The 20,747-nt window shown below is 69.4% G+C and carries 13 protein-coding genes and 1 pseudogene; 10 read left to right on the top strand and 4 right to left on the bottom strand.

Features of this window, described 5'->3' with window-relative positions; translation table 11 throughout:
- The first annotated feature begins 51 nt into the window (after window positions 1-51).
- The 7 genes from ACFZBD_RS33600 (at window position 52) to ACFZBD_RS33570 (ending at window position 11,930) form a co-directional block, all read left to right on the top strand.
- The gene (locus tag ACFZBD_RS33600) at window positions 52-606 is read left to right on the top strand and encodes a GNAT family N-acetyltransferase (protein WP_079155150.1); all 555 of its coding nucleotides are present in this window, start codon (window positions 52-54) and stop codon (window positions 604-606) included.
- Between the two features lie 1,659 nt (window positions 607-2,265).
- On the top strand, window positions 2,266-3,249 hold the full coding sequence (locus ACFZBD_RS33595) for a TnsA-like heteromeric transposase endonuclease subunit (protein ID WP_391147166.1): 984 nt from the start codon (window positions 2,266-2,268) through the stop codon (window positions 3,247-3,249).
- Window positions 3,246-5,414, top strand: coding sequence for a transposase (locus ACFZBD_RS33590; protein ID WP_391147162.1), 2,169 nt, complete (start codon window positions 3,246-3,248; stop codon window positions 5,412-5,414). Before ACFZBD_RS33595 ends, ACFZBD_RS33590 begins: the two co-directional genes overlap by 4 nt.
- Window positions 5,415-5,455: 41 nt before the next feature.
- The gene (locus ACFZBD_RS33585; protein WP_391147191.1) at window positions 5,456-6,466 is read left to right on the top strand and encodes a TniB family NTP-binding protein; all 1,011 of its coding nucleotides are present in this window, start codon (window positions 5,456-5,458) and stop codon (window positions 6,464-6,466) included.
- 15 nt (window positions 6,467-6,481) lie between these two features.
- Window positions 6,482-6,943, top strand: coding sequence for a hypothetical protein (locus ACFZBD_RS33580; protein ID WP_391147159.1), 462 nt, complete (start codon window positions 6,482-6,484; stop codon window positions 6,941-6,943).
- 66 nt (window positions 6,944-7,009) lie between these two features.
- Entirely contained in the window at window positions 7,010-10,054 is a 3,045-nt protein-coding gene (locus ACFZBD_RS33575; RefSeq protein ID WP_391147157.1) for a Helicase associated domain protein, read from the top strand.
- Between the two features lie 136 nt (window positions 10,055-10,190).
- On the top strand, window positions 10,191-11,930 hold the full coding sequence (locus ACFZBD_RS33570) for a Helicase associated domain protein (protein WP_391147155.1): 1,740 nt from the start codon (window positions 10,191-10,193) through the stop codon (window positions 11,928-11,930).
- A 111-nt stretch (window positions 11,931-12,041) separates the two neighbouring features.
- Here the strand turns inward: ACFZBD_RS33570 and ACFZBD_RS33565 are convergent, their stop codons facing one another.
- The gene (locus ACFZBD_RS33565) at window positions 12,042-12,833 is read right to left on the bottom strand and encodes a DUF4145 domain-containing protein (RefSeq protein WP_391147152.1); all 792 of its coding nucleotides are present in this window, start codon (window positions 12,831-12,833) and stop codon (window positions 12,042-12,044) included.
- Between the two features lie 152 nt (window positions 12,834-12,985).
- Entirely contained in the window at window positions 12,986-13,480 is a 495-nt protein-coding gene (locus ACFZBD_RS33560) for a hypothetical protein (protein ID WP_391147150.1), read from the bottom strand.
- Window positions 13,481-13,732: 252 nt separating this feature from the next.
- On the opposite strand from ACFZBD_RS33560, the gene ACFZBD_RS33555 reads away from it, so the two are divergent.
- Together ACFZBD_RS33555 and tpg are read left to right on the top strand one after the other, a co-directional pair.
- Window positions 13,733-14,698 (top strand): hypothetical protein, encoded by a 966-nt coding sequence (locus ACFZBD_RS33555; RefSeq protein ID WP_391147148.1) that lies wholly within the window; start codon window positions 13,733-13,735, stop codon window positions 14,696-14,698.
- A 419-nt stretch (window positions 14,699-15,117) separates the two neighbouring features.
- A complete protein-coding gene (tpg, locus tag ACFZBD_RS33550; protein ID WP_391147189.1) occupies window positions 15,118-15,591 on the top strand; it encodes a telomere-protecting terminal protein Tpg in 474 nt (157 codons plus the stop codon).
- 1,165 nt (window positions 15,592-16,756) lie between these two features.
- Here the strand turns inward: tpg and ACFZBD_RS33545 are convergent.
- Together ACFZBD_RS33545 and ACFZBD_RS33540 are read right to left on the bottom strand one after the other, a co-directional pair.
- Window positions 16,757-17,503: an AAA family ATPase gene (locus tag ACFZBD_RS33545; RefSeq protein ID WP_391147146.1), complete on the bottom strand. Its 747-nt coding sequence runs from the start codon at window positions 17,501-17,503 to the stop codon at window positions 16,757-16,759.
- Window positions 17,500-19,101: a Mu transposase C-terminal domain-containing protein gene (locus ACFZBD_RS33540; protein WP_391147185.1), complete on the bottom strand. Its 1,602-nt coding sequence runs from the start codon at window positions 19,099-19,101 to the stop codon at window positions 17,500-17,502. The genes ACFZBD_RS33545 and ACFZBD_RS33540 overlap by 4 nt, the downstream gene beginning before the upstream one ends.
- 495 nt (window positions 19,102-19,596) lie before the next feature.
- On the opposite strand from ACFZBD_RS33540, the pseudogene ACFZBD_RS33535 reads away from it, so the two are divergent.
- Window positions 19,597-20,655 (top strand): annotated as a pseudogene (locus ACFZBD_RS33535) (IS110 family transposase); the annotation flags it as partial.
- Window positions 20,656-20,747 lie beyond the last annotated feature (92 nt).

Below are 20,747 nucleotides of genomic sequence, written 5' to 3'. Positions count from 1 at the left end.
TTGGTTCTGCATTGCCAGCGAGGTACCGCAGGTGCCCTACTCTGGGGCCGCATGAGCACTGCAGTGGCGATATCTGAGGCGATAACCGACGCCCAACGGGCGGAGGCGCAGGCGCTGTTTGAGGGTTCGTTCCATGACATCGCCCCCACTGCGGTCCCGAAGGTGAAGCACGATCCCCTCTACGCGCCACTGGTGCTGTGCTACCGCGACCCCGGCACCGGCGAGCTCGCAGGGGCTGCCCTCACGTGCAGGTCACAGGTCGCAGTCTCCATGACGATGATGCGGCGACCGGAGTACGCGCCGGTCATGGACCTGCACAGCGAACTGGACCTCATGGCAGTCGTGCCCGCCTTTCGGGGACGGGGCATCGGGGGCATGCTGATCCGGGCAATGGAGGATCGGCTGAGGCTGCGAGGTGTCCGGAGCTGGTTCGGCAACGCCACGAGAGATCTGGAGACCACGAAGCTCCGCGAGTTCTACACCCGGCACGGCTTCACGGTGCTCCCCGACGGGCAGCCCCTGCCTGACCTGCTGGGCAGATCGTGGGCGCTTCCCACCGCCGAACAGCCCGCGTTCTTCTTCTACAAACAGATCAAGAGGGGCTGAGACCGTGGACTGCCTCTCCGCCGCATCCAGCCTCGTTGCCGCCCCGCTCAGAATCGAGCGGCTGTCCGCTGTGGCCGCACATTCCATGAACCCGTTACCGGTGTAGCCGGTGGTCGGATATTTGAGGATGCCACGCCCATCGGCGCTCCGAGTCGCTCTGGTCGCCGCGCAGACGACGTGGTCGTACCTGTCCCGAATCGCTGGCCGCTACGGCTTGGGCCGCGGCGCACTGCTGTCGCTGTGGACTTGGTCAGGTTTGCGGCCGCGGGACGAGGCCGGTCCGCGCGAGGATGCCGAGGTGATGCTGAACCCGGTCGGCCGGCAGTTGCTGGCCCGACTGGGCGGGGTCGGTGAGGCTGCGTGGCCGAACACAGCGGCAGGACGGTGGAAGGTCGCGTCGGCCGGAGAGTACGGGCCGGTGGCGTATGGCTGTCGGCTGTGCACGGCGGCGCGCACCGGTCACGACACCGTGGTGGTCCGGTACGTGGCACCGTGGCAGCGGGTCTGTGCCCGCCATCAGAGGTGGATGCAGACCTGCGGGGACGGGCACCGGCACCGCAACCTCGACCTGCGGGCGAGCCCGGAGGTTGCCGCGGCGCAGCGGGACTGGCCGAAGGTCGCCCGGACCGCGGCCGCGGCCGGCGCCGATCCGGGGCGGGTGTTCGCTCTCACCCACGCGGTGGTGTGTGCGTGGTGGGAGCAGGCCCTGGGGTGGGAGCGGGAGCGGATCTGGCCGGCCCGGCTGCATGCGGTCGCCGGAGGTGACGCGGGACCGCGGTTTTGGTGGTGGCGAGTGGTCACCCGCGACGCGGTGACGTTCCCCGAGACCGTCACCCTCGCCGCCGTGCTACTCGACCCCGGGGTTCAGGAACGGATCTGGGACGATCACGGGCGCGGCGGACCGGTACGCCCCTTCCGGCCGGACGAGGCGTTCTTCCGCAAACTCGCAGTACTGCTGGAGCGGCCCTGGCTGGCCAAGTGCGAACAGGCTGCGGAGCGTGGGCTGGTGCTGGAAGGCCCACTGCATGCCGGACCGCTGCTGGACTGCATGGGCGCGTTCACCCGCATCCGGCGCGGACAGCACAGCAGCACTCCAAAGGGTACGGGCTGGATCCGTGGTGGCTGCGCGCGGAGCACCGCCCCGCCTCGGCCCGGGTTCAACTGCGCGCCCTGGCCGAACGAGTTGCGGCCGCACGCCACGCCGGTGAGGACCGCGCTGCCCGGCCCGGTGGCGGTACGTTCGCGGCCCGTCGGCTGTTCCGCGACCGGGACGGGCGCGCCACCACTGCGTACTACCGCGCCCGGTGACCGTACTGGTCCCGGCGCGGCTGGCGGAGCGGGCCCTCACTCCCCCGTGGGCGGAGCCACAGCCGGCACAGCGACGGCCCGGGCCGCGGCATGGACCACGCGTTCATACTCCTCGTCGCCCAGGAGGATCGGCAGGCCGAGCATGGTGGCCCAGCAACTGCGACCTCTTCGGGCGCGTCGTCGCCGTGCCGCCGGTACAGCGCCCTTCCCCGGGTAATCGGGGTGAAGATCATGCGGCCGGATGCGCGCCCGGTCGGCAACGTCATCGGCGGAGCGAGGCGAGGCGCTGCGCGCTGTGGAGGTTGGCTGATTTCGGCGGTTCGCGCGCGTGGGCGCGCTTGAGTGGAGCGCATGATCGACGAGCATCACCCGCCGGCCGCTGGCAGCACTGCCTTGCCCGCATCGCCATGGCAGAGCGCGGGAGCGCAGGGTGGTGCGCGGGCCGCAGTGGAGACAGGTACTCAGGTATCCGGTCCGGCAGACGGAGGATGTGACCAGTCGCCGCTCGTGGCGGTCCGAAAGCCGGCTGGTGCATCCGGGGACTTCGCCGGGCTGCCGGGCGAACTGTCGGATGGTGAGACGACCGCGGATTTACCGGTCGGGATCGGCGACCGGCTGGAGGCTCGGTTCGTTGACCAGGCGGGAACCGAGCAGAGGACGTTGTGGCTGGAGGCCGCGCGTGGTGTCTGCTTGGAGGAGTGCGTCCCGGTGCGGAGGTTCCCGGTGCGGCACGGCAAGCGGATGGCGCCGGGGTGGTGGTGGTCGGCGACCAACGGACGACTGGTGCACTACGGGTCCGGGGTCATGCGGACCCAGGTGATGCTGCTGGACTGGGATCCTTCGGTCGTGGCCGTTGCGTGCCGCCCGGTGGAACTTGCCTGGTCTGAGCGTGACGGGGGCTGGGTGCGGCACTCACCGCATCTGATGGCCCGGCTCGTGGACGGCAGGGGTCTGCTTGCGGACTGCGCAGGGCACGGCGACATCTCTCCGCGCCTGTCCTGTCGGGCGGCGGTGATGGAGGCTGCCGCCGCGGCGGCGGGGTGGCAGTACCGGGTTCTGCGGCCCCCGGATCCGGTTCTGGCGGCCAATCTGCGCTGGCTGGCCGGGTACCGGCACCCCCGCTACAAGGGCGGAAAACTGGCCAGGCGCGCGGCCGAGGCATTCCGGCGGCCGCGGCCCCTGATCGAGGGGGTGCATGAACTCGGCGACCCGATCCAGGTCTTCCCGGTGGTCTTCCACGCACTGTGGCAGGGCGACTTGTCGGCTCCACTCGGCGTGCCCCTGCACGAGCGGGTGACCGTGACTGCGGTTGCCCGAGGGCGGGGGCAGGGATGAGCGGCATGGTACTGGAGCCCGGAGCTCAGGTGCGCTTCGCGAAGCGGACCTGGACGGTCGTCATGCTGGAAGGCCTGTCCGTAAAGCTTATCGACGCGGACAACTCCGTCGCCACGGTCCTGGTGAACTACCTCTTCGCCGACCCCGACTTCGAAGTGGTGGGCTCCCCGCGGCGCAGCGTGCCGCCGTTCGGGCTCCTGGAGGAACTGCCGGAGCACGTGCGCGAGCAAGCGTACGCCTGGGAGCGGCACGTGCGCGAGGTGGAGACCGGGTACCCCGTTCCGGGACAGGACCAGGTGCCGCGGGCCGAGTTCGATCCGGCCCTGCGCAGCATGACGGAGCGGGAGGAGGCCAAGGCCGCCGAGCTGACGGCGGCCGGGCAGCCGGCCAGTGCGGTGACGGTGCGGCGGATGCGGGCTCGCTACCGGGAGCAGGGCCTGTGGGGGTTGGTGGACGGCCGGGCTGCCCGGCGGCGCTCGCCGGTGGGGCGCGCGGACGAGCGAGTGGTCGCCGCGATCGAGCAGGCACTCCAGGCTCAGCGGGAGCGGTCGACCGGGACGCTGAGCAGGCTGCGGCGCACCGTCGGCTGGATCCTGGAGGACGCCCACGGCGCGGGGGCGGTGAAGGTACCGCCTGCCTCGACGTTCAACCGGCTGGTGCACGCCCTCGCAGACCGTCAGGGGCTGCTGGGAACCGCGGCGCAGCGGCGCCGTCATTCCTCACGGCCGGCTCCTCCGTTCACCCCGACGGTGGCGTTGCGGCCCGGTGAGCTGGTGATGCTGGACAGCACGCCTTTGGACGTGATGGTGGTCCTGACCGACGGGGTGGTGGGTAAGGCCGAATTGACCATCGCGCTGGATGTGGCGACGCGCAGTATCTGTGCGACCGTTCTGCGGCCGATGGGCACAGGGTCGGTGGACGCGGCGATTCTGCTGGCGCAGATGGTGACGCCCATGCGGATGCGCCCTGGGTGGGAAGAGGCGCTGGCGATATCGCGGTCGGTCATCCCCTACGAGCGGCTGGTGTCTCTGGACGCGCGGCTGGAGGGGGCGGCGGCCCGTCCGGTGATCATGCCGGAGACGGTGGTCGTCGACCAGGGCCGGGTGTTCGTCTCCGCCTCGTTCGTCGCGGCGTGCGACAGCTTGGGGGTGTCGGTGCAGCCGGCGCCTCCGGCCAACGGCCCGGCCAAGGGAAATGTCGAGCGGATGTTCCGCACCATCGGCGACCGGTTCTCCCAGTACGTGGCCGGTTACACCGGCTCCGACGTCACTCAGCGCGGCTCTCACGTCGAGGACGAGGCGTGCTGGACGCTGCCGCAGGTGCAGGATCTGCTGGAGGAGTGGCTGGTCGCGGACTGGCAGCACCGTCGGCACGCATCCCTGCGACATCCTCTGGCCCCGAAGCTCGCGGTGTCGCCGAACGAGATGTGGGCCGCGCTGGTCGGCGTGACCGGCTATGTGCCGGTGCTGCTCAGCGAAGACGACTATGTCGAGCTCATGCCGGTCAAGCGGGTGGGCATCAACGATTACGGCATCCGCTTCGACTATCGCACCTACGACCATGAGGTCCTCAACCCGCACCGCGGGTTCCAGTCGACGGCCCCGGACGGAATGTGGGAGGTGCACCACAACCCTTATGACCCCCAGCAGATTTGGGTGCGGCTGCCTGGCGGGTGGGAGGAGGTGCCCTGGATCCACAAGGAGCGAGTAAGCCTGCCCTTCACCGACTTCACCTGGCGGCACATCCGCGCGACCGTCGAGCGCCGCGGCGACCGCGACGAGCACGAGCAACAGCTCGCCCAGGCCTTGGACCGTCTCCTGCGGCGGGCCGGTAACGGGGAAGGCACCCGCCGCGAGCGGACCGTCGCGGCACGCGCCAGCGCTGCAGCCTCCCTCGCCGGGCCCGCCCCAAACCAGCAGGAGCCGCCCGCCCCCCTCATGGCCCCGACCCTCTCCTATGGCCTGGTCGGCGCCTTCACCCCAGCAAGCCTGGATGCGCCCGACGACGAAGAGTTCGAGGACGGCTGGGACGAGGACGAAGACCCGCTCGGCACATCAGACGATGCAGGCGATGACCCCGCCAGAGACGAACACCCATCCGGGCGGGCCGCAGTCCCCCGCCCGTCGCGGATCTACGATGCCCGCCAGGAGGCAACCCAGTGGTAGCAGTCCCCGAGGCCGGTCCCGTCCCGGACGAGGAGCAGCAGATGGCGGCCTATGCGCCGCCGACCACGCGGGAGGGCTGGCAGCAGTTCGTCGGCACTCCCCCGCTGAAGCCCCCGCCCACCGGGGACGAGGACTGGTCGCTTAAGGAACGCCTGGACTACCACTCCCGGTTCGTCGTCCTGACCACCCCGGCGATGGAGCGCATCTCGCTGGCGGTGCGGCGGCTTATGCTCCTCAACCGCCGCCAACAGGGCACCGCGCGCCGCGGGCTGATCGTGTCCGGGCCGCCCACCACCGGCAAGACCACCACCCTGCTGGAAATGGGCCGTACCTTCGAACTCGCCGAGCAGCGCCGCCACCCCGGCCGCACCGACCGCCTGCCCGTGGTGTTCCTGGCGGTGCCGCCCGCCTCCACTCCCAAGATGCTGGTATCGGAGTTCGCCCGGTTCCTCGGCATCCCCATCGCGGCCCGGATGAACCAGGCGCAGATCACCGACGCCGTCTGCCACCTGCTGTGCCAGCTGGGCACCGCGCTGGTCCTCGTCGACGACGTCCACCTGCTCGACACCCGCACCCGGGCCGGCGCGGAGACCTCCGACCAGATGAAGCACCTCGGCGAGAGGATCCCGGCGACGTTCGTCTACGCAGGCGTCGACGTCGAGGCATCCCCCCTGCTGAACGGGCCGCGCGGCGCACAGTTGGCAGGCCGCTTCGCCCTGGTCCGCAACACCGCACTGTCCTGCGGCAGCGCCGAACAGCGCGCGACCTGGCTGGACCTGGTCACCGACATGGAAAACGCCCTGCACCTGCGCCGCCACACTGGGGGCACTCTGGCCCGGCACGCCGACTACCTCCACCAGCGCACCGGCGGAGTCATGGGAAGCCTCTCCCACCTCATCCGTGAAGCCGCCCTCACCGCTCTCCTCGACGGCAGCGAAAAGATCACCAAACGGCTCCTGGCCGGCATCCAGCTCGACATCCGCGCGGAGCAGCAAGCCCGCCCGCCCCGAAAACGCCTCCCGCGCCCCCGCAACAACGGCACTGGTTCCTGACGAGGCGGACCAGCGGTGAAGAAGACCACCAGCCCTTTGATGGAACCTGCCGTCAGGGATTATTCGCAGCCACCACAGCGCGAGCAGAACAAACTACCCTTTCACAGAGCGTCTTTGGGAGCGGTGCGTGTCGCTCCGCTGAACGGTGAGACGACGCTGTCGTTCATGAGCAGAGTCGCCTCCCGGTACAGGATCACGGCCAAAGAGCTCATCGGCGCGCTCGTGGACGTGGGGCGGCGGCCCAATCTGTTCACGGTGCGGCCCGACGGCGAAGTGGTCTTCAACGCCGAGGCCCGGGCGGTGGTCGCCGCTTTCTGCCGCATGCCCGAAGAACACCTGCACCGTGCCCTGCCAGCCTGGGGCAGGGACGTCCCTTCGAGCAGGCTCGGCAGCGAGCCGGCCGCCTGGGTCCGCACCGCAGCCACGATCCCGCCGACCGGCCCCGGATGCCGGGCCTGCACCGCGACCGCCACATGAGGCCGGGAGGAAGCACGCCGCTACCTGCTGCCGCACGGCCGGGTATGCGTCAAGCACCAGTGCTGGATGCTGGAAGCACCCGTCGTCGACGGGGCAGCGGCCGTCCCCGGGCAGCTGGACCTGCGGTATGTGCCGCAGAACGGGGCGGCCCAGCGCCGTCATGTACGGCTGCTGCGGCGCTCTGCGCACGCCAGCGAAGCATTCACCGTGGCGCAGGCAATCATGGCTTCGTGGTGGGACGAGCCCTGGCCGGAAGAGATCCTCTGGCCCGATCGGCTGCGGCTGATGGCACCCGGCAACGACCTCGCTTGGCGTGCAGCGGCGCGGGATGCGGTGACCTACCCCGAAGCCGTCACGCTGGCCGCGGCCCTCGCCGACCCGAGCCTGCAGCAGCGGCTACTCGATGACGCGGGGCGGCATCAGCCGCACGCGCTCGCCGATGTCCCCAGCCTCGTGGACGAACTGGCTCGGCGCCTTGAGCGGCCATGGATCGCCGGTCGCCTCAGCGCCCTCACGACAGGCCCGCTGAACGCCTGGGTACGCGCCTGCGTACGCACCAGAGCCGGGCACAAGCCGAAAACACGCAGCATGTGGCACGTCTCCCCGCCCCACCGGCCCGCACCGATCACCCGGCTCCTGGCCGAAACCCGGCCCGTCGACGAAGCGCCCGGAAAAACGGAGTCGGCGGGGGCGCCGGCCCCAGACGTGGCTGAGACCGCCCAGGGGTTCGCGCGCGGCCTGCGCCACGCCCGCACCTACGCCACCGAACAAGGCCACCTCTGCATTCCTTACCGGTACGAAAAGGACGGGTTCCAACTCGGCCTGTGGCTGGCCAATCAGCGCGCCGCAGGCCCCCAGCTCTCCCCCGAGCGCAGCCAGGCCCTGGCCGCTCTTGACCCGTGGTGGAATCCTGCGTGGAGCACACTGTGGCAGCGCATCTACCTGCGCGCACGACGGCTGCTGGACTCAGGCACCGACATCAGCCCCAAGCAGGGCTTCCCCGGCACCAGCGAGAATCTCGGCACCTGGCTGTACCAGCAGTGCCAGGTCTACAGCAGTCTCCACCCCCAGCAGCGCAGACTACTGGCACAGATCGGCATCAGTGCCGAAGCCGCCCGTCACGCACTGCCGCGGCGTCGCAACCTCGCCGAGGCCCGTGACCAGGGCCTGACCAACGCACGCGCCTACTGGAAGGAGCACGGGCACCTTTGTGCGAGCTCTGCTGATACGTACGCCGGCTTCCCCATCGGCCAATGGCTGACCAACCTCCGCGTACGCGCCCGACGCGGCATTCTCGATCCCGCCCTCACACAGCAGCTGGACGCAATGGATCCGTGGTGGGCACCGCCCTGGCCCTCCGACTGGCAGCGAGCCTGCTACACGGTGACCGAACTCGTCCGCTCCGGCCACCCCCTCGACCCCGAAAGCGCCTTTGCAGCCTTCAACGACGAACTCGGTCAATGGCTATACACCCAATGTGTGTCCTACCCCGGCTTGGCAGTGGAACAGCGCCGACAGCTCGCGGCCGTCGGACTGACTGAGCAGACTGTCCAAACCGCCCGCCCCAACCCCGCCACCCACAGGCCGTCCCTGGAGACCGGTCTCTACTACGCCCGCTCCTACGCGGCACTGCACGGCGACCTCAACGCATCACCCTCCGACCGGCACGAGGGCTTCCCCGTCGGAGGCTGGCTGGCCCGCCAGCGGCGCCAGGCCGGCCTTCATACCGCCAAGTTCGCCGCGCCCTACCCGGCTGGCCCACTGCTGGCCGCCGTCGACCCATGGTGGAACCCACCGTGGAACGGGGACTGGCAGATCAACCACCGCGCCGCCCGCAAACTCGTCGAGAACGGGATCAAACTCCTCCCCGACCAAGGCTTCCCCGGCACCCCCGACTGGACTGGGCAATGGCTCTACACCCAGTGCGTCACCTACCAGAACCTCCACCCGGGGCAGCAACACAGGCTCACTCAACTCGGCATCACCGCCACCAATGCCCCCACCGCACGGCCCCGTCGCGTCACCCAGCAATCCTCATTCGACACCGGCCTGGGCCACGCCCGCTCCTACGCCGCCCAACACGGACACCTCGCCGTGCCCAGAAGCGCGAACCACCACGGCTACCGGCTGGGGACATGGCTCGCCCACCAACGCAAGCGGGCTGCCAACGGCCGACTACCCCACCACCGCGCCGAGGCCCTCGACGTCCTTGACTCCTCGTGGAACCCATCCTGGGGCCTACCATGGCAAATCACCTACCATGCCGTCAGAAACGAGATCCACGGCCACGCTCTGAACGCGGCCGCAGGCTTCCCCGGACTCCCTCCAGCCGCCACCAGATGGCTGCTCACCCAGTGCACCAACTATGACGACCTCCACCCGGGCCAGCAGGAACTCCTGACCGGACTCGGCATAACACCCCAGGACGCACACGCCGCCCGCCCCCAGCAGGAAACACGCACGCGCCGCAGAACCGGCGCCATCCGGTCGCGCCCCACAACCGTCTCCTCGTCCATCGACGGCGGCCTGCCCTACGCCCGCTCCTACGCACACACTCACGGCGGACTCGGCACCGCCCACTACACCACCGAACACGACGGATTCCCCCTGGGCTGGTGGCTGTACGAGCAGCGCAAACGCGCCGTCGCCCACCTACGCCGCACTGGCCTGCCCTGGCCCCACGACACACAGCTCACCGCACTCGACCCGTGGTGGAACCCACCCTGGCGGGTCTCCTGGAATCACAGCTACCACCAAGCCCACACCCACCACACCGCCGGCCGCCCATTCCCAGGCACCACGACCAAGTGGATCCGCACCCAGCAGCAAGCCTGGAACCAGCTCCACCCCCGCCAACAACACCTCCTGAGCACCCTCGGCATCCACGGACCTACCCCCCTGATCAGCTACAACAGCCGCCCAACGAAACTGACCGGCCCACCAATAGAACTGACCAACGGACCTACGGCCACCCCGAGGCAGGAAACCCACAGCTCACAGACCCCGCCCAGCCCCAGCCCGCAAGCAACGTCAAGCCCCTCGCCAACGCAGAGCACACCGCCAGCCCCAACCAGCCAACTGATCAGACCAGCTCAACACCCCGGACACTGATCAGATCGAACGAGCCGCGACACGCGACCCCTCGCCCGTTCTCGGGGAGTCGGAGGAAGCGCGGCGGGGCCGGCGCCTGGCGCTCCTGCAGGCCGCCCTCCTGGAACACGCCGCCGCGTACAACCTGCGTACAGTCATGACCTTCCACCAGAAGGTCGAGGAAGCACGCGCGTTCGCGGACAAGCTGTCGCAGACGGCGGCCGAGCTGTACATGAACGACGCCACTGACGCCGACCTGGCCGCCGCGGACAAGCTACCCACGTCGTCGATCGACGCGTCGTTCTACGAACTCGAAGCCGGCCGCCACGTACCCCCGGACCGGGTCTGGTCGGCCTGGCTGTGCGGCGACCACCTCGTGGCCGAGCGCCGGGAGGTGCTGCGCCAGTTCGCAGGCGGCATCGACGCGGCCGGGCGCCGCGTACACCGCGCCTACCTCGCCAGCTGCCGCGTCCTCGGCGAAGGCGTCGACATCACCGGCGAACGCGGAGTCGAAGCCATCTGCTTCGCCGACACCCGCGGCTCCCAGGTCGAGATCGTCCAGAACATCGGCCGCGCGCTCCGGCTCAACAAGGACGGCTCCACCAAGGTCGCGCGGATCATCGTGCCCGTCTTCCTGGAGCCCAACGAGGACCCGACCGACATGGTCGCCAGCGCCAGCTACCGCCCCCTTGTCGCTGTCCTCCAGGGCCTCCGCAGTCATGATGACCGCCTTGTTGAGCAGCTCGCTTCCCGTGCCCTCACGAGCGGGAAGCGCAAGGTGCACATCCGGCGTGACGAGGAGGGGCGGATCGTTGGGGCCGGCGGCGAGGGTGACGGCGAGGACCAGGAGGACGGCGCCGACGCGGCGGCCGAGTCGGCGCTGCTCCACTTCTCCTCGCCCCGGGGCGCGGCCACGATCGCCGCGTTCCTGCGCACCCGGGTCTACCGGCCCGAGTCCCTAGTGTGGTTAGAGGGCTACCAGGCCCTGATCCGCTGGCGGAAGGAGAACGAGATCACCGGCGTCCACGCCGTGCCCTACGACGTCGAGGTCGAGGTGGGGGTCACGAAGTCGTTTCCGCTTGGCCGCTGGGTGCATCAGCAGCGGAAGGCCCTGCGGGCGGGTGAGCTGGAGGAGCGGCGCAAGGTTCTTCTGGACGCGCCGGAGGCCGGGATGGTGTGGGAGCCGGGCGAGGAGGCATGGGAGAACAAGCTCGCCGCACTGCGGTCCTACCGGCGGGCCACCGGGCACCTCGCACCGCGTCAGGACGCGGTCTGGGGCGAGGGCGAGGAGATGGTGCCCATCGGGCAGCACATGGCCAACCTGCGCCGCAAGGGCGGACTCGGGAAGGACCCGAAGCGGGCAGAGGAGCGCGCGCAGCAGCTGGCCGCGGTCGACGAGGACTGGAACTGCCCGTGGCCGCTGGACTGGCAGCGCCACTACCGCGTCCTGGCCGACCTCGTCGACGCCGACGGCATCCTGCCGGCCATCGAACCCGGCGTCGTCTTCGACGGCGACGACATCGGGCGATGGCTTCAGCGGCAGAAGAGCCCGGGCACCTGGGCGCAGCTCCTCCCCGAGCAGCAGGAGCGGCTGGCGAAGCTGGGCGTGCAGCCCGCTGAGGCCACGGCACCCACCCCGGCAGCCGCGCGCACGACAAAGGGCCCGACTAGGGCCCAGGCGGCGTTCCAGCGCGGCCTGGCGGCCCTCACGCAGTGGGTCGAGCGGGAAGGCGCGGACCGGCCCGTGCCGCGCGGGCACAGCGAAGAGATCGCGGTCGACGGCGAGGCAGAGCCGGTGACCGTCAAGCTGGGCATTTGGATTTCGAACACCAAATCGAGGCGCGACAAGCTTACTGCGGAGCAGTTGAGCGCGCTGCGGGAGCTGGGCATGCGGTAGGCGTAGAGCCGGAGTTCAGCCGCAACTGCCTGCGGCTGACCCGCTCAGCGGGTGGCTCCGACAGCGCCGCGACACGACGTGGCGCCTGGAACTCGCGGCGTCTGTGTTGCTTCATGCCCCAGTGCGTGCCTGACGGTGACGTTGTTCGCGTGCTGCACGGTAGGCGGCGCGCTGTTCGGGCTGGACGTAGACGACGAATACGGCTTCTTGGATTAGTGAAGCCACATCGTCTACCTCCTCGTAGGAGAAGGCCAGTCCATCGTGCAGACTCCAGTTGCCGAGTGTCCGGGCCTCGTCGAGGTCGCGGACAACGTCGGCCGGTACGCCCTTGTTGGACAGGTCGGCGATCTTTTGCTTGAGGTTCGGGCCCGCGGCCCCGCGGTCCTTGCACAGCTCTTCAACAGCCGCTCGGTACATCGCTGCCGCTGCCCGCAGCGCGCCGGCTTCCTGGCACCTGGTGCCTTCGTCGAAGAGGTCGCGGACTTCATGCGGGGCCGCTTGGTCGAGTGTCTGCGTCGACCGCCGAGGATGCACCAGGACTAGGAACCGAGGCTTGGATGCCCTGTTCTTGAGAGCTGTGGCGATGGCCTCGTGATCGTCACCTGCGGGCAGGTCCGGACCCCAGTGCTGATGCACAACGGCAGTCTTCCTGCACCTCTGGCAGACCAGGATGTGCTCGACAACGCGGAAAACGTCGTCCTTGGGTCGCGGCTCCGGGATGGTGCTGGTGCCGTTGAAATCTGCACCTGAACAGGCGGCGCCGAAGGGCCTCTCCTTCAAGGCCGGCCAGACATCGCGTCGGCTGACATGGTCGAACGCCACGTTCAGCTTGCAGTTCGGACACTCACCGGTCGGCGTTCGGGTGTCTATGTCATCGATCGTGACACGGCTGCGCTCGCTCATTGCCCAAGCGTTTCATCTGATTGACCGGCCGCGCTCGTAATTTGCCTGGTCGCCTCGGCTGCCGCGGCAGACTCACGGGGAGAGTAGCCCCTGTCGAGTGCTGGATCCAAGCCGTCAGCACACCTCGCTGGCCAGCCGGGTTCAGCCGGCTTTCACATCGCGGGGTGTCCGACCCATGCCTGATGGTGGGACGCGACGTGCAGTCCCTCGCGCCGGCGACCTCGCAGGACGCCGACCTGAAGGCCTGTGTCCGCCGGGTGCAAGAGCCATCGTGCAATCAAGATCGGCGGGCGAAGCCACGTCCCGTGACGCTCCCAGTGCTGCCCGACCTCAGGAGGGCGGACTCTGACCCAGTGCACGGGGTTCTTGGCAAAGTTCTCAATACAGCCGGCATCGGACGCTCCGGTCGGCAGCTCCTCGAAGTCCTCAGCCGGGATCGTCTCCAGGCTCCATCTGATCTCGCACAGGTCGATGTCGCCGTAGTCATGGACGAAGGCGCTGTTGTCCCCGTGGTCGAAGAGGAACTGTTCAAGGATGTCGTCCGGCCAGTTCAGGGATGCCAGCGCAGGGTCAGCCCGGAAACGGCCGTGGCTGAGGCCGCCGTCTCGACGGCGCGCCATGAGCGGGCTGAGGTCTCGTAGCTTCACGCGCCAGGTGTACCGCAGATTCCCGGAGTGCTCCCCCGTCGTCCCTGTGACCTGACGGGCCGAACTGATGGACGGCTGCGTCCGGCGCCGTTGCCCTGCCCATCTGCAGCTCCAGCTCTCGTGCGGCGGTCAGCGTGTCGGAGGCGCGCGATGCAGAGCGGAGGGAGGAACCGTACAACCCGACGGCGGCCCTACTGGTCTGTCCTGTGCAGCCCAGGACGGGGCATCTTAGACAGACAGAAGTGAGGCGCAGTGTCCAAGGTCGTCTACCTGGATCAGAATCATTGGATCACGATGGCGCAGGCACGCTTTGCGCCCGAGAAGATCCAAAAAGCTGAGGAGCGCGAAGCCGCCGCGGCGTTGTGGGAGTTGACCGCGTCCGGGCAGGTCCGGTTGCCGCTGTCGATGGCCCACCTCGTCGAGACCGCTCACCGCGGCTTGAAGTCCAGCCGCCGTCGGCTCGCGCGAGCCATGCTGGACGGCTACGGCGGGTGGCACATGCTCAGTCCGCTGGTCGTCCGGCGATACGAGTTGGTGGGCGCATTCAGCGGGACGAAGCTGACGGCAACGGACGTCTTCACCACCGCCGCGAACTCACCCTTCTTCGACTACACGCCCTCGATCGGCGCTGCCGCGCCGACCGCCGCCCATCGCCCGGACGACCTCTCCTGGCAGACGGCCTGGGCAAGCGCCCTGCTGGAGGACACGCTTTCTCCAGAGGAGCTGGCCGCCAGCAACGCGGTCATCGAGCGATGGGCCGCTACCCTCTCCACACTCGCCCAGTACATGCGGGACCATCCAGGAGATCGCGACATACGTCTGGTGACGGCCGCACACATGCTGGGCGATCAGGGCAGGGACATCGCCCAGGCACTCCTGATCGCTGGTATCAGCAGCGAGAACACCTCCGCTCATCTGAACGAGGAAACGGTGGTTGACTTCTTTGCTCGCTTGCCCTTCAACGGCGGAGTACTGGAGATCACCCAGGCCCGCTTGCGCAACGCATCGGACGAGTGGGTGCGCAACGATCTGAATGACCTGTTCTACCTCGCCTGTGCCGCAGGCTATGCCGACCACGTCGTCGCCGAGAAGAAGACCGGTGTCTTCCTCCAGCAGGCGGCCCGCGCGCTCAACACCCCGCGCGCCTTGGTTCACGTCAATCTGCGCTCCCTCGTGCACGACCTCCAGACGCCGCAGGAGACGGGCCGTCACCCATAGCAGGGGCGCGTGTCCGCCCGCGAGGCCGACGCCAGCGTCCTCTCTGCCTCCGGACGCGGGATGAGTCGGCGCGCAAGACAGCCAGCCCGGACCACCTCGCGTGTAATCCCGGCCGGGACACGGGCTCTCACCACGTTCGGCGGTGCAATCCTTGAGCAGGCCCCGCCAACCCGGGCGCTCTGCCCTCTGTCCGTCACCGTCGCTGTCCCCCGTTCTGCGTCTATAGCCCAGGTTCGCCGATCGTTTGCCCTGTACGGCGGATCTCGATCGCGAGTGGCCACCTCTGTGAGAGGTATGGCAACTCAAATAGCCATAGGGGTCAAGCGCCAGGGAGACTCGTGGGAGAGATCAGCAACGGAATTGAGCGAGCGCTGCTGACGCGCCCGGCACCTACAGGCGCCTCGGCATTGCGTTTCCTCATGAGGTCCGAGAAGGGCTCCACGAGGAAGGTGGCACGCCTTCTGGGCGTTTCACAGCGCACCGTGCAGCGGTGGGTGACAAAGAAGTCCGGAGCACGTCGTCCGCCGGGTCCGCAGCATGCCCAGGCGATCGACAAGGCGGTCCTGGCTCGGTGGCAGCCCCGAATACGGGCCCGCCGGCGTGCCCAGGCCGAAGCGGAGGGCTTCGTCTTCCACACCAGGGCGCGATTCGGGTTCGCGGCTCCTGCAGGCTCCTCGGACGACCCTCGGGTGCGGTGGATCACCCAGGACCTGCCGGGAGAGGTTGCCCGGGAGCTGTTTGCCGCCCAAGATGCCGGCGCGGGCGAGCAGCAGCAGACGGTGATCCTCGCCCGCGCTCTCGGGCACGCCTCCTTCCGTGACGGGGGCCGCCGGGCCCACGGGCTGCACATCGCGTTCAGCGACGTCGAGTTCGCCGACTTCTCCATCGGCTGAGCCTGTCCCTCGAGCGACCGCGACAGGGTGTTGTTCAGCGTCGTGAGGGCGTGACGCCTGGTGGGCACCGTTTCGTACTGCTCGGCTTCCTGCCGCTCGCGCCAGTCCCACTCCACACGGCCGACCGGGCCTTTGCGGCGGGCTGCGGGCGGCTGGGGCGGGCGCAGCTTGGCCGTCTCCGCTACGCGCAGGAGGTGTGCACGGTCAGGTGGCGCGGCGAGCAGCTCTTGGCCCTCGACGGAGACGAGCGGAGTGAAGCAGGCTGCGGCCCGCAGGAAGACGCTGGCCCAGGGTGGTACGGGGTAGGCGGCGCAGCCGTCGGTGTAGCGGGCGCGGTCGTGCAAGGCGAGTGTGGCCGCGGCGTCGTCGTAGTCGCGGGGGCGGGCGGTGGCAAGTTGCTGGAGGGAGGCGCCGGTGAACAGTGCGGCGGCGACGGCCGCTGCCAGGCGGGGATGTGCGGTCGCCGCTTGGAGGCGGTGGGCGACTTTCTGGGCGGTGTGCGCGGTGAGAGGCACGGGCGGTGGGCGGTGCCGCCAGATGATGGAGGGCGGGGTGCACGGGTCGGTGCAGGGGCGGGGGCTGTCGTAGGAGATGAGGCGTTCCAGTGCGGGCAGGGTGAGCCACCGGCTGGCCGGCCCGGCGGGCTCGTCTGCGAGTGGGGGTTCGGTGACCGGTGTGCCGTAGTAGTAGTGGCGGCGGGCGGCCTCGAAGTCGGCGGTGACGGTGTAGTCGGCCGTCCGCAGGGCCTGATGCAGAGCGGCGGGAAGATGCGGCCGGTGACAGACCAGGATCAGGTGGATACCGGTGAGGGTTTGTAGCTGGAGGAGGCGCATCGTGCGGCGGGTGGTGAGGCGGTGGGCGCGCAGGACGGTCAGCCGGGTGACAGGAAGGGCAGTGATCCAGGCCGTGGCGGCTTCCCAGGCGGGCTGACGACCGCCTGGGAAGCGGCCTGGAAGCAGGGGTGGCTTGCCGAGTGCGGCGAGAAGGTCGTGGGCGAGGCCGGTTTCGCTGGTGGTGCCCGGGCCGGGGTGCAGGGTGATCCGGCCGGACGGCAGATGGTGGGCGGCCAGGGCGGTGTGGGTGTGGATCGCGTCGTCATGGTGGTCGATGACCACGGTGATGGGCGGCGGTGGCGCGGCAAGGGGCATGGATGGCGGTGTGGTGGTCAGGCGAGGCGGCTGAAGGCCCAGCGCAGCAGTTCCTGGTCGACGCGGGGACGGCCGGTGCGTGCCAGAGCGGTGCGGGTGTGGGCGGTCAGCTGGGCCCAGGCGCGGAAGTTGCCGTGCGCGGCATGCTGGTCGGCGAAGGTGATGTCCTCGGGATCGGCGTCGGCCCAGACCGGGTGGAACAGCGGGATGCTCTCGAGGACCTCGCTGGGGGTAAGGCGGGTGAAGTGCTGCCAGATGAAGATGCGGGAGGAGAGCATCGGTTCGCGGCGCAGCACGGTGTGGCAGCCCGCGCCACCGACGAAGATAATCGCCAGCTGAGTGGAAGGCTCATCCCACAGATAGCGGAAGTACTCGAACGCCTCCCCGTTGAGCCACTGAGCCTCATCGACGAGGAAGGTACGGGGGCGCTCGGCCAGAGCGGTCTTCAGCAGACGGTCGAACTCGCTGGGGTGGCGCGGTGGCTCGCCGGCCAGGTCGAGCGCGGTGAACAGCTCAAAGCGCACAGCACGGGCGGTGGGCCGGGCCCGGAAGGTGATCTTGCGGACGTCCTCACCGGCGGGTTCGAGTCCCCGCAGGCAGGTGTTGACGGCGAGGGTCTTGCCGAAGCCGGCACCGCCGTGGATGCACATCATCGCGCGAGCAGCGACCGTATCGCCGATGTTCTCCCGGGCAGTGAGCAGAGCCCGGGTGGTGACTACGGAGGCGTCGGTCAGGTCGACGTACTGGTAGGTGGCCGCGGTCACGAGGCATCCCCATCTTCTCTTGTGGTGGAACGTGCGGCCTGTCCGTCCGGGCTGTCCGGGGCTGTAGTGGTGGAGTCACGGCCGGACGGGGCCGGCGTGATCAGCGCAGCCAAGGAAGCTGGGGTGCGCCAGTCGGCCGGGGGCGCGGCAGGCGGGACGACATCGGGCAACGCGAGCTGCGACAGGCCGGCGTCGGCACTCTGGGCGAGTTCGGCGTCGGCCTGCGTGGCGGTCAGCGCGCCAAGCCGACGAGGGGGCTCGGCCTGCGTGGCGGCGGCGTAGCGCTCGCGCTGGGCAGCTTCGAGGTCCTTCTTCAGGCGGCGGGCGCGGGCGGCCCGTGCCCGCCGTACGGCGCTGATCTGTTCCTTGGTGGCCTGGTCGGCCAGGTCCGCGGGGCCGAGGTAGCGGCCGGTTGCGGCGTGGTAGACCTCGATACGGTGGTCGTGGTGGGGCATGAAGCGGATGCGGACCTGGAGCCCGGCCTGGCCGGTCATCCACGGGCCCACGTAGTCGCGTTTCTTGAAGCGGATACCGCGGGTGGTCAGCGTGCGGGTGCCGGCATCCTCCAGGGTGAACGTCCACAGATCCGCCGCGGCCACGTCCCGCAGCGGGGTGGGATCGTCCTGCCACGCCTGAAGCGGAGTCCTGCCCCGCAACGGCGCCGGACGGTGCTCGGTGTTCCACCACCGTGTCCAGGCGAGCAGACGGGCGGTGAAGTCCTCGAAGCCGAGCAGCACTTCGTCCTTCGGGCGGGAAGGGCGTTTGCCGGGGCGCGGCTGGCGGGCGTAGCCGGGCAACGCGGCCAGGAACATGCTCTCCACCGCCCGGTTCAGCCCCTCCACGGTGCCCTTGAGGTGAGGGGTGCAGGCGGGCAGGTCCTCCACGGTGACGTCGAGGAGATCGAACGCGGCGCTCACCGTCCTGGACAGGAAATCCTTACCGCGGTCCACCCGTATCTTCTCGGGCACGCCGCCGAACGGACCGTAGGGGTCCTCGCGCAGGACCGCGGAACGCAGCGCGGCCAGCACCGACTCCCGCGACGGATACACCGGTGTGACCGCGACACCGGTGATCGCGTTGGTGGCGCAGTCGGTGAACCACGTGATCCACGGCCTGCGGGCCCTGCCATCGACATCGACCAGCACCGGCGCCTGCATGTGGTCGGTCTCCCACACCTTGTTACGCCAGCCCCGCGGCCGGGCCAGAAACACATCATGCCTACGCGCCGCCCGCTCCCCACCCGCAAGCCCGGCCCGCTCCCCCGACGTCAGATCACGGCGGATCGCCCGGTGCAGCGTTGTCAGCGAGGGTGGGGCTTCAGGCGGGGACTGCCGAGCGGCACGCAGGACCAGCTCGCGATGAACTGCCCGCACGTTCCCTTTCCACAGTGCGAGCAGTCCACGGACTTCGGGCGTGATCGTGAACCTGGCGTCGGCTCGGGAGCGTGCGCCGGGGTAGGCGACCGCGGTCTCATCGCTCTGAGCGGCGGCCAGCCAGCGCCACACCGTGCGCTCCGATACCCCCAGCGCATCCGCAGCCACCCGCACATGACCTGCCGTCAGGTCTCCCCCGGCCCGCAGACCGAGCAGCCGCCGCACCGCAGGCCCGCGCAGTGCCGTCCTCGACGCAGCAGGCAGTCCGCCGTCTGCGCGGACCGCGTCACCGTCCTCCATGCCCACATCCCTGCCGCCCACCAAAACCGGTCACCGACCACGGTGCCGCCACGCGGCCCCCGAAGGATCAGAAGGGCCGTTCTCAAGACAGTGGACCGGAGTGGGGTGTACCAGCCCATGACAGTGACACCCGCTCCAGATACCGCTTCACGACAGTGCCCCCGCCCACTCCCCGCCCCCCAGCCAGCGGCAACACCCCGACCTGACATGCCGTCACTGACACCCACCCACCGACACCCACCCGGCACATCGCACCCGGCCTTCGGAGTTGGCATGACTTTCTCCCCCTGTCGAACGCATGGCCTGGGGGGTGGTGTCACCGGCTCCGGAGGCACCGACAGACCGCTGATTAGGGGCATGACCACCGGCCTTTCCGCAGGTCGGGAGGCTCTTCGTAATGTGGATGTGGCGATCGGTGTCATGGGACGGCCGGGCTGGAGTACGACCCGGAGGACGCGCGTGATCGACGTCAGTGAGATCGGAGCTTTCCTCGGCCTGGACGTCGGGAAGGGCGAACACCACTCCACCGCCGTCACCCCGGCCGGGAAGAAGGCGTTCGACAAGCGGCTGCCCAACAGCGAACCGAAGCTCCGCGAGGTCTTCGGCAAGCTGCAGGCCAAGCACGGAACGGTGCTCGTGGTGGTCGACCAGCCGGCCTCGATCGGGGCCCTGCCGCTGGCGGTCGCCCGGGACATGGGTTGCCCAGTCGCCTATCTGCCTGGACTGTCGATGCGGCGGATCGCGGACCTCTACCCAGGTGAAGCCAAGACCGACGCCCGCGACGCCTTCGTCATCGCGGACGCGGCCCGCGTCATGCCGCACACGCTCCGCTCGGTCGACCTCGAAGACGAGACCATCGCCGAGCTGGAGATGATCGTTGGCTTCGATGACGACCTGGCCGGCGAGGCAACGAGGATCAGCAACCGGCTTCGGGGCCTGCTCACGCAGATCCACCCGTCGCTGGAGCGGGTCTTGGGCCCGAGAGTGCAGCACCCGGCCGTGCTCAAACTCCTCGACCAATTCGGCTCTCCGGCCCAGATCCGCAAGGCCGGACGCCGCAGGCTGGTGACGCTGATACGTCCGAAGGCCCCGCGGATGGCCGAGCGGCTGGTCGAGGACATCTCCACCGCGCTGGACGAGCAGACCGTCGTCGTCCCGGGCACGGACGCAGCCGCGCTGATCGTTCCCAGTCTTGCCGGCTCGCTCCAGGCAGTGCTTGACCAGCGGAAACTGCTGGCCGCGAGGATCGAGGAACTGCTGGAGGCACACCCTCTTTCCAAGGTCCTGACGTCCATCCCGGGGATCGGCGTCAGGACCGGAGCCCGGATCCTCATCGACGTCGGTGACGGATCCAGTTTCCCGTCCGCCGCCCACCTCGCCGCCTATGCCGGCCTGGCCCCGGCGACCCGCAGCTCGGGCTCGTCGATCCGCGGCGAACAACCGTCCAGGAGAGGAAACAAGCAGCTCAAACGGGCTCTACCTTCTTGCTCGGGCTGGTCCTCCCATTCGTAGGGTGGGGACACCCAGGGACACCGGGTGTGGCTATCAAGCGGCTGCCACTGATGGCTTAC

This window comes from Streptomyces sp. NPDC008121, assembly GCF_042957155.1.
GTDB lineage: Bacteria > Actinomycetota > Actinomycetes > Streptomycetales > Streptomycetaceae > Streptomyces.
The sequence above is the reverse complement of the archived record's forward strand: the minus strand, read 5'-3'. Positions and strand labels throughout refer to the sequence as shown.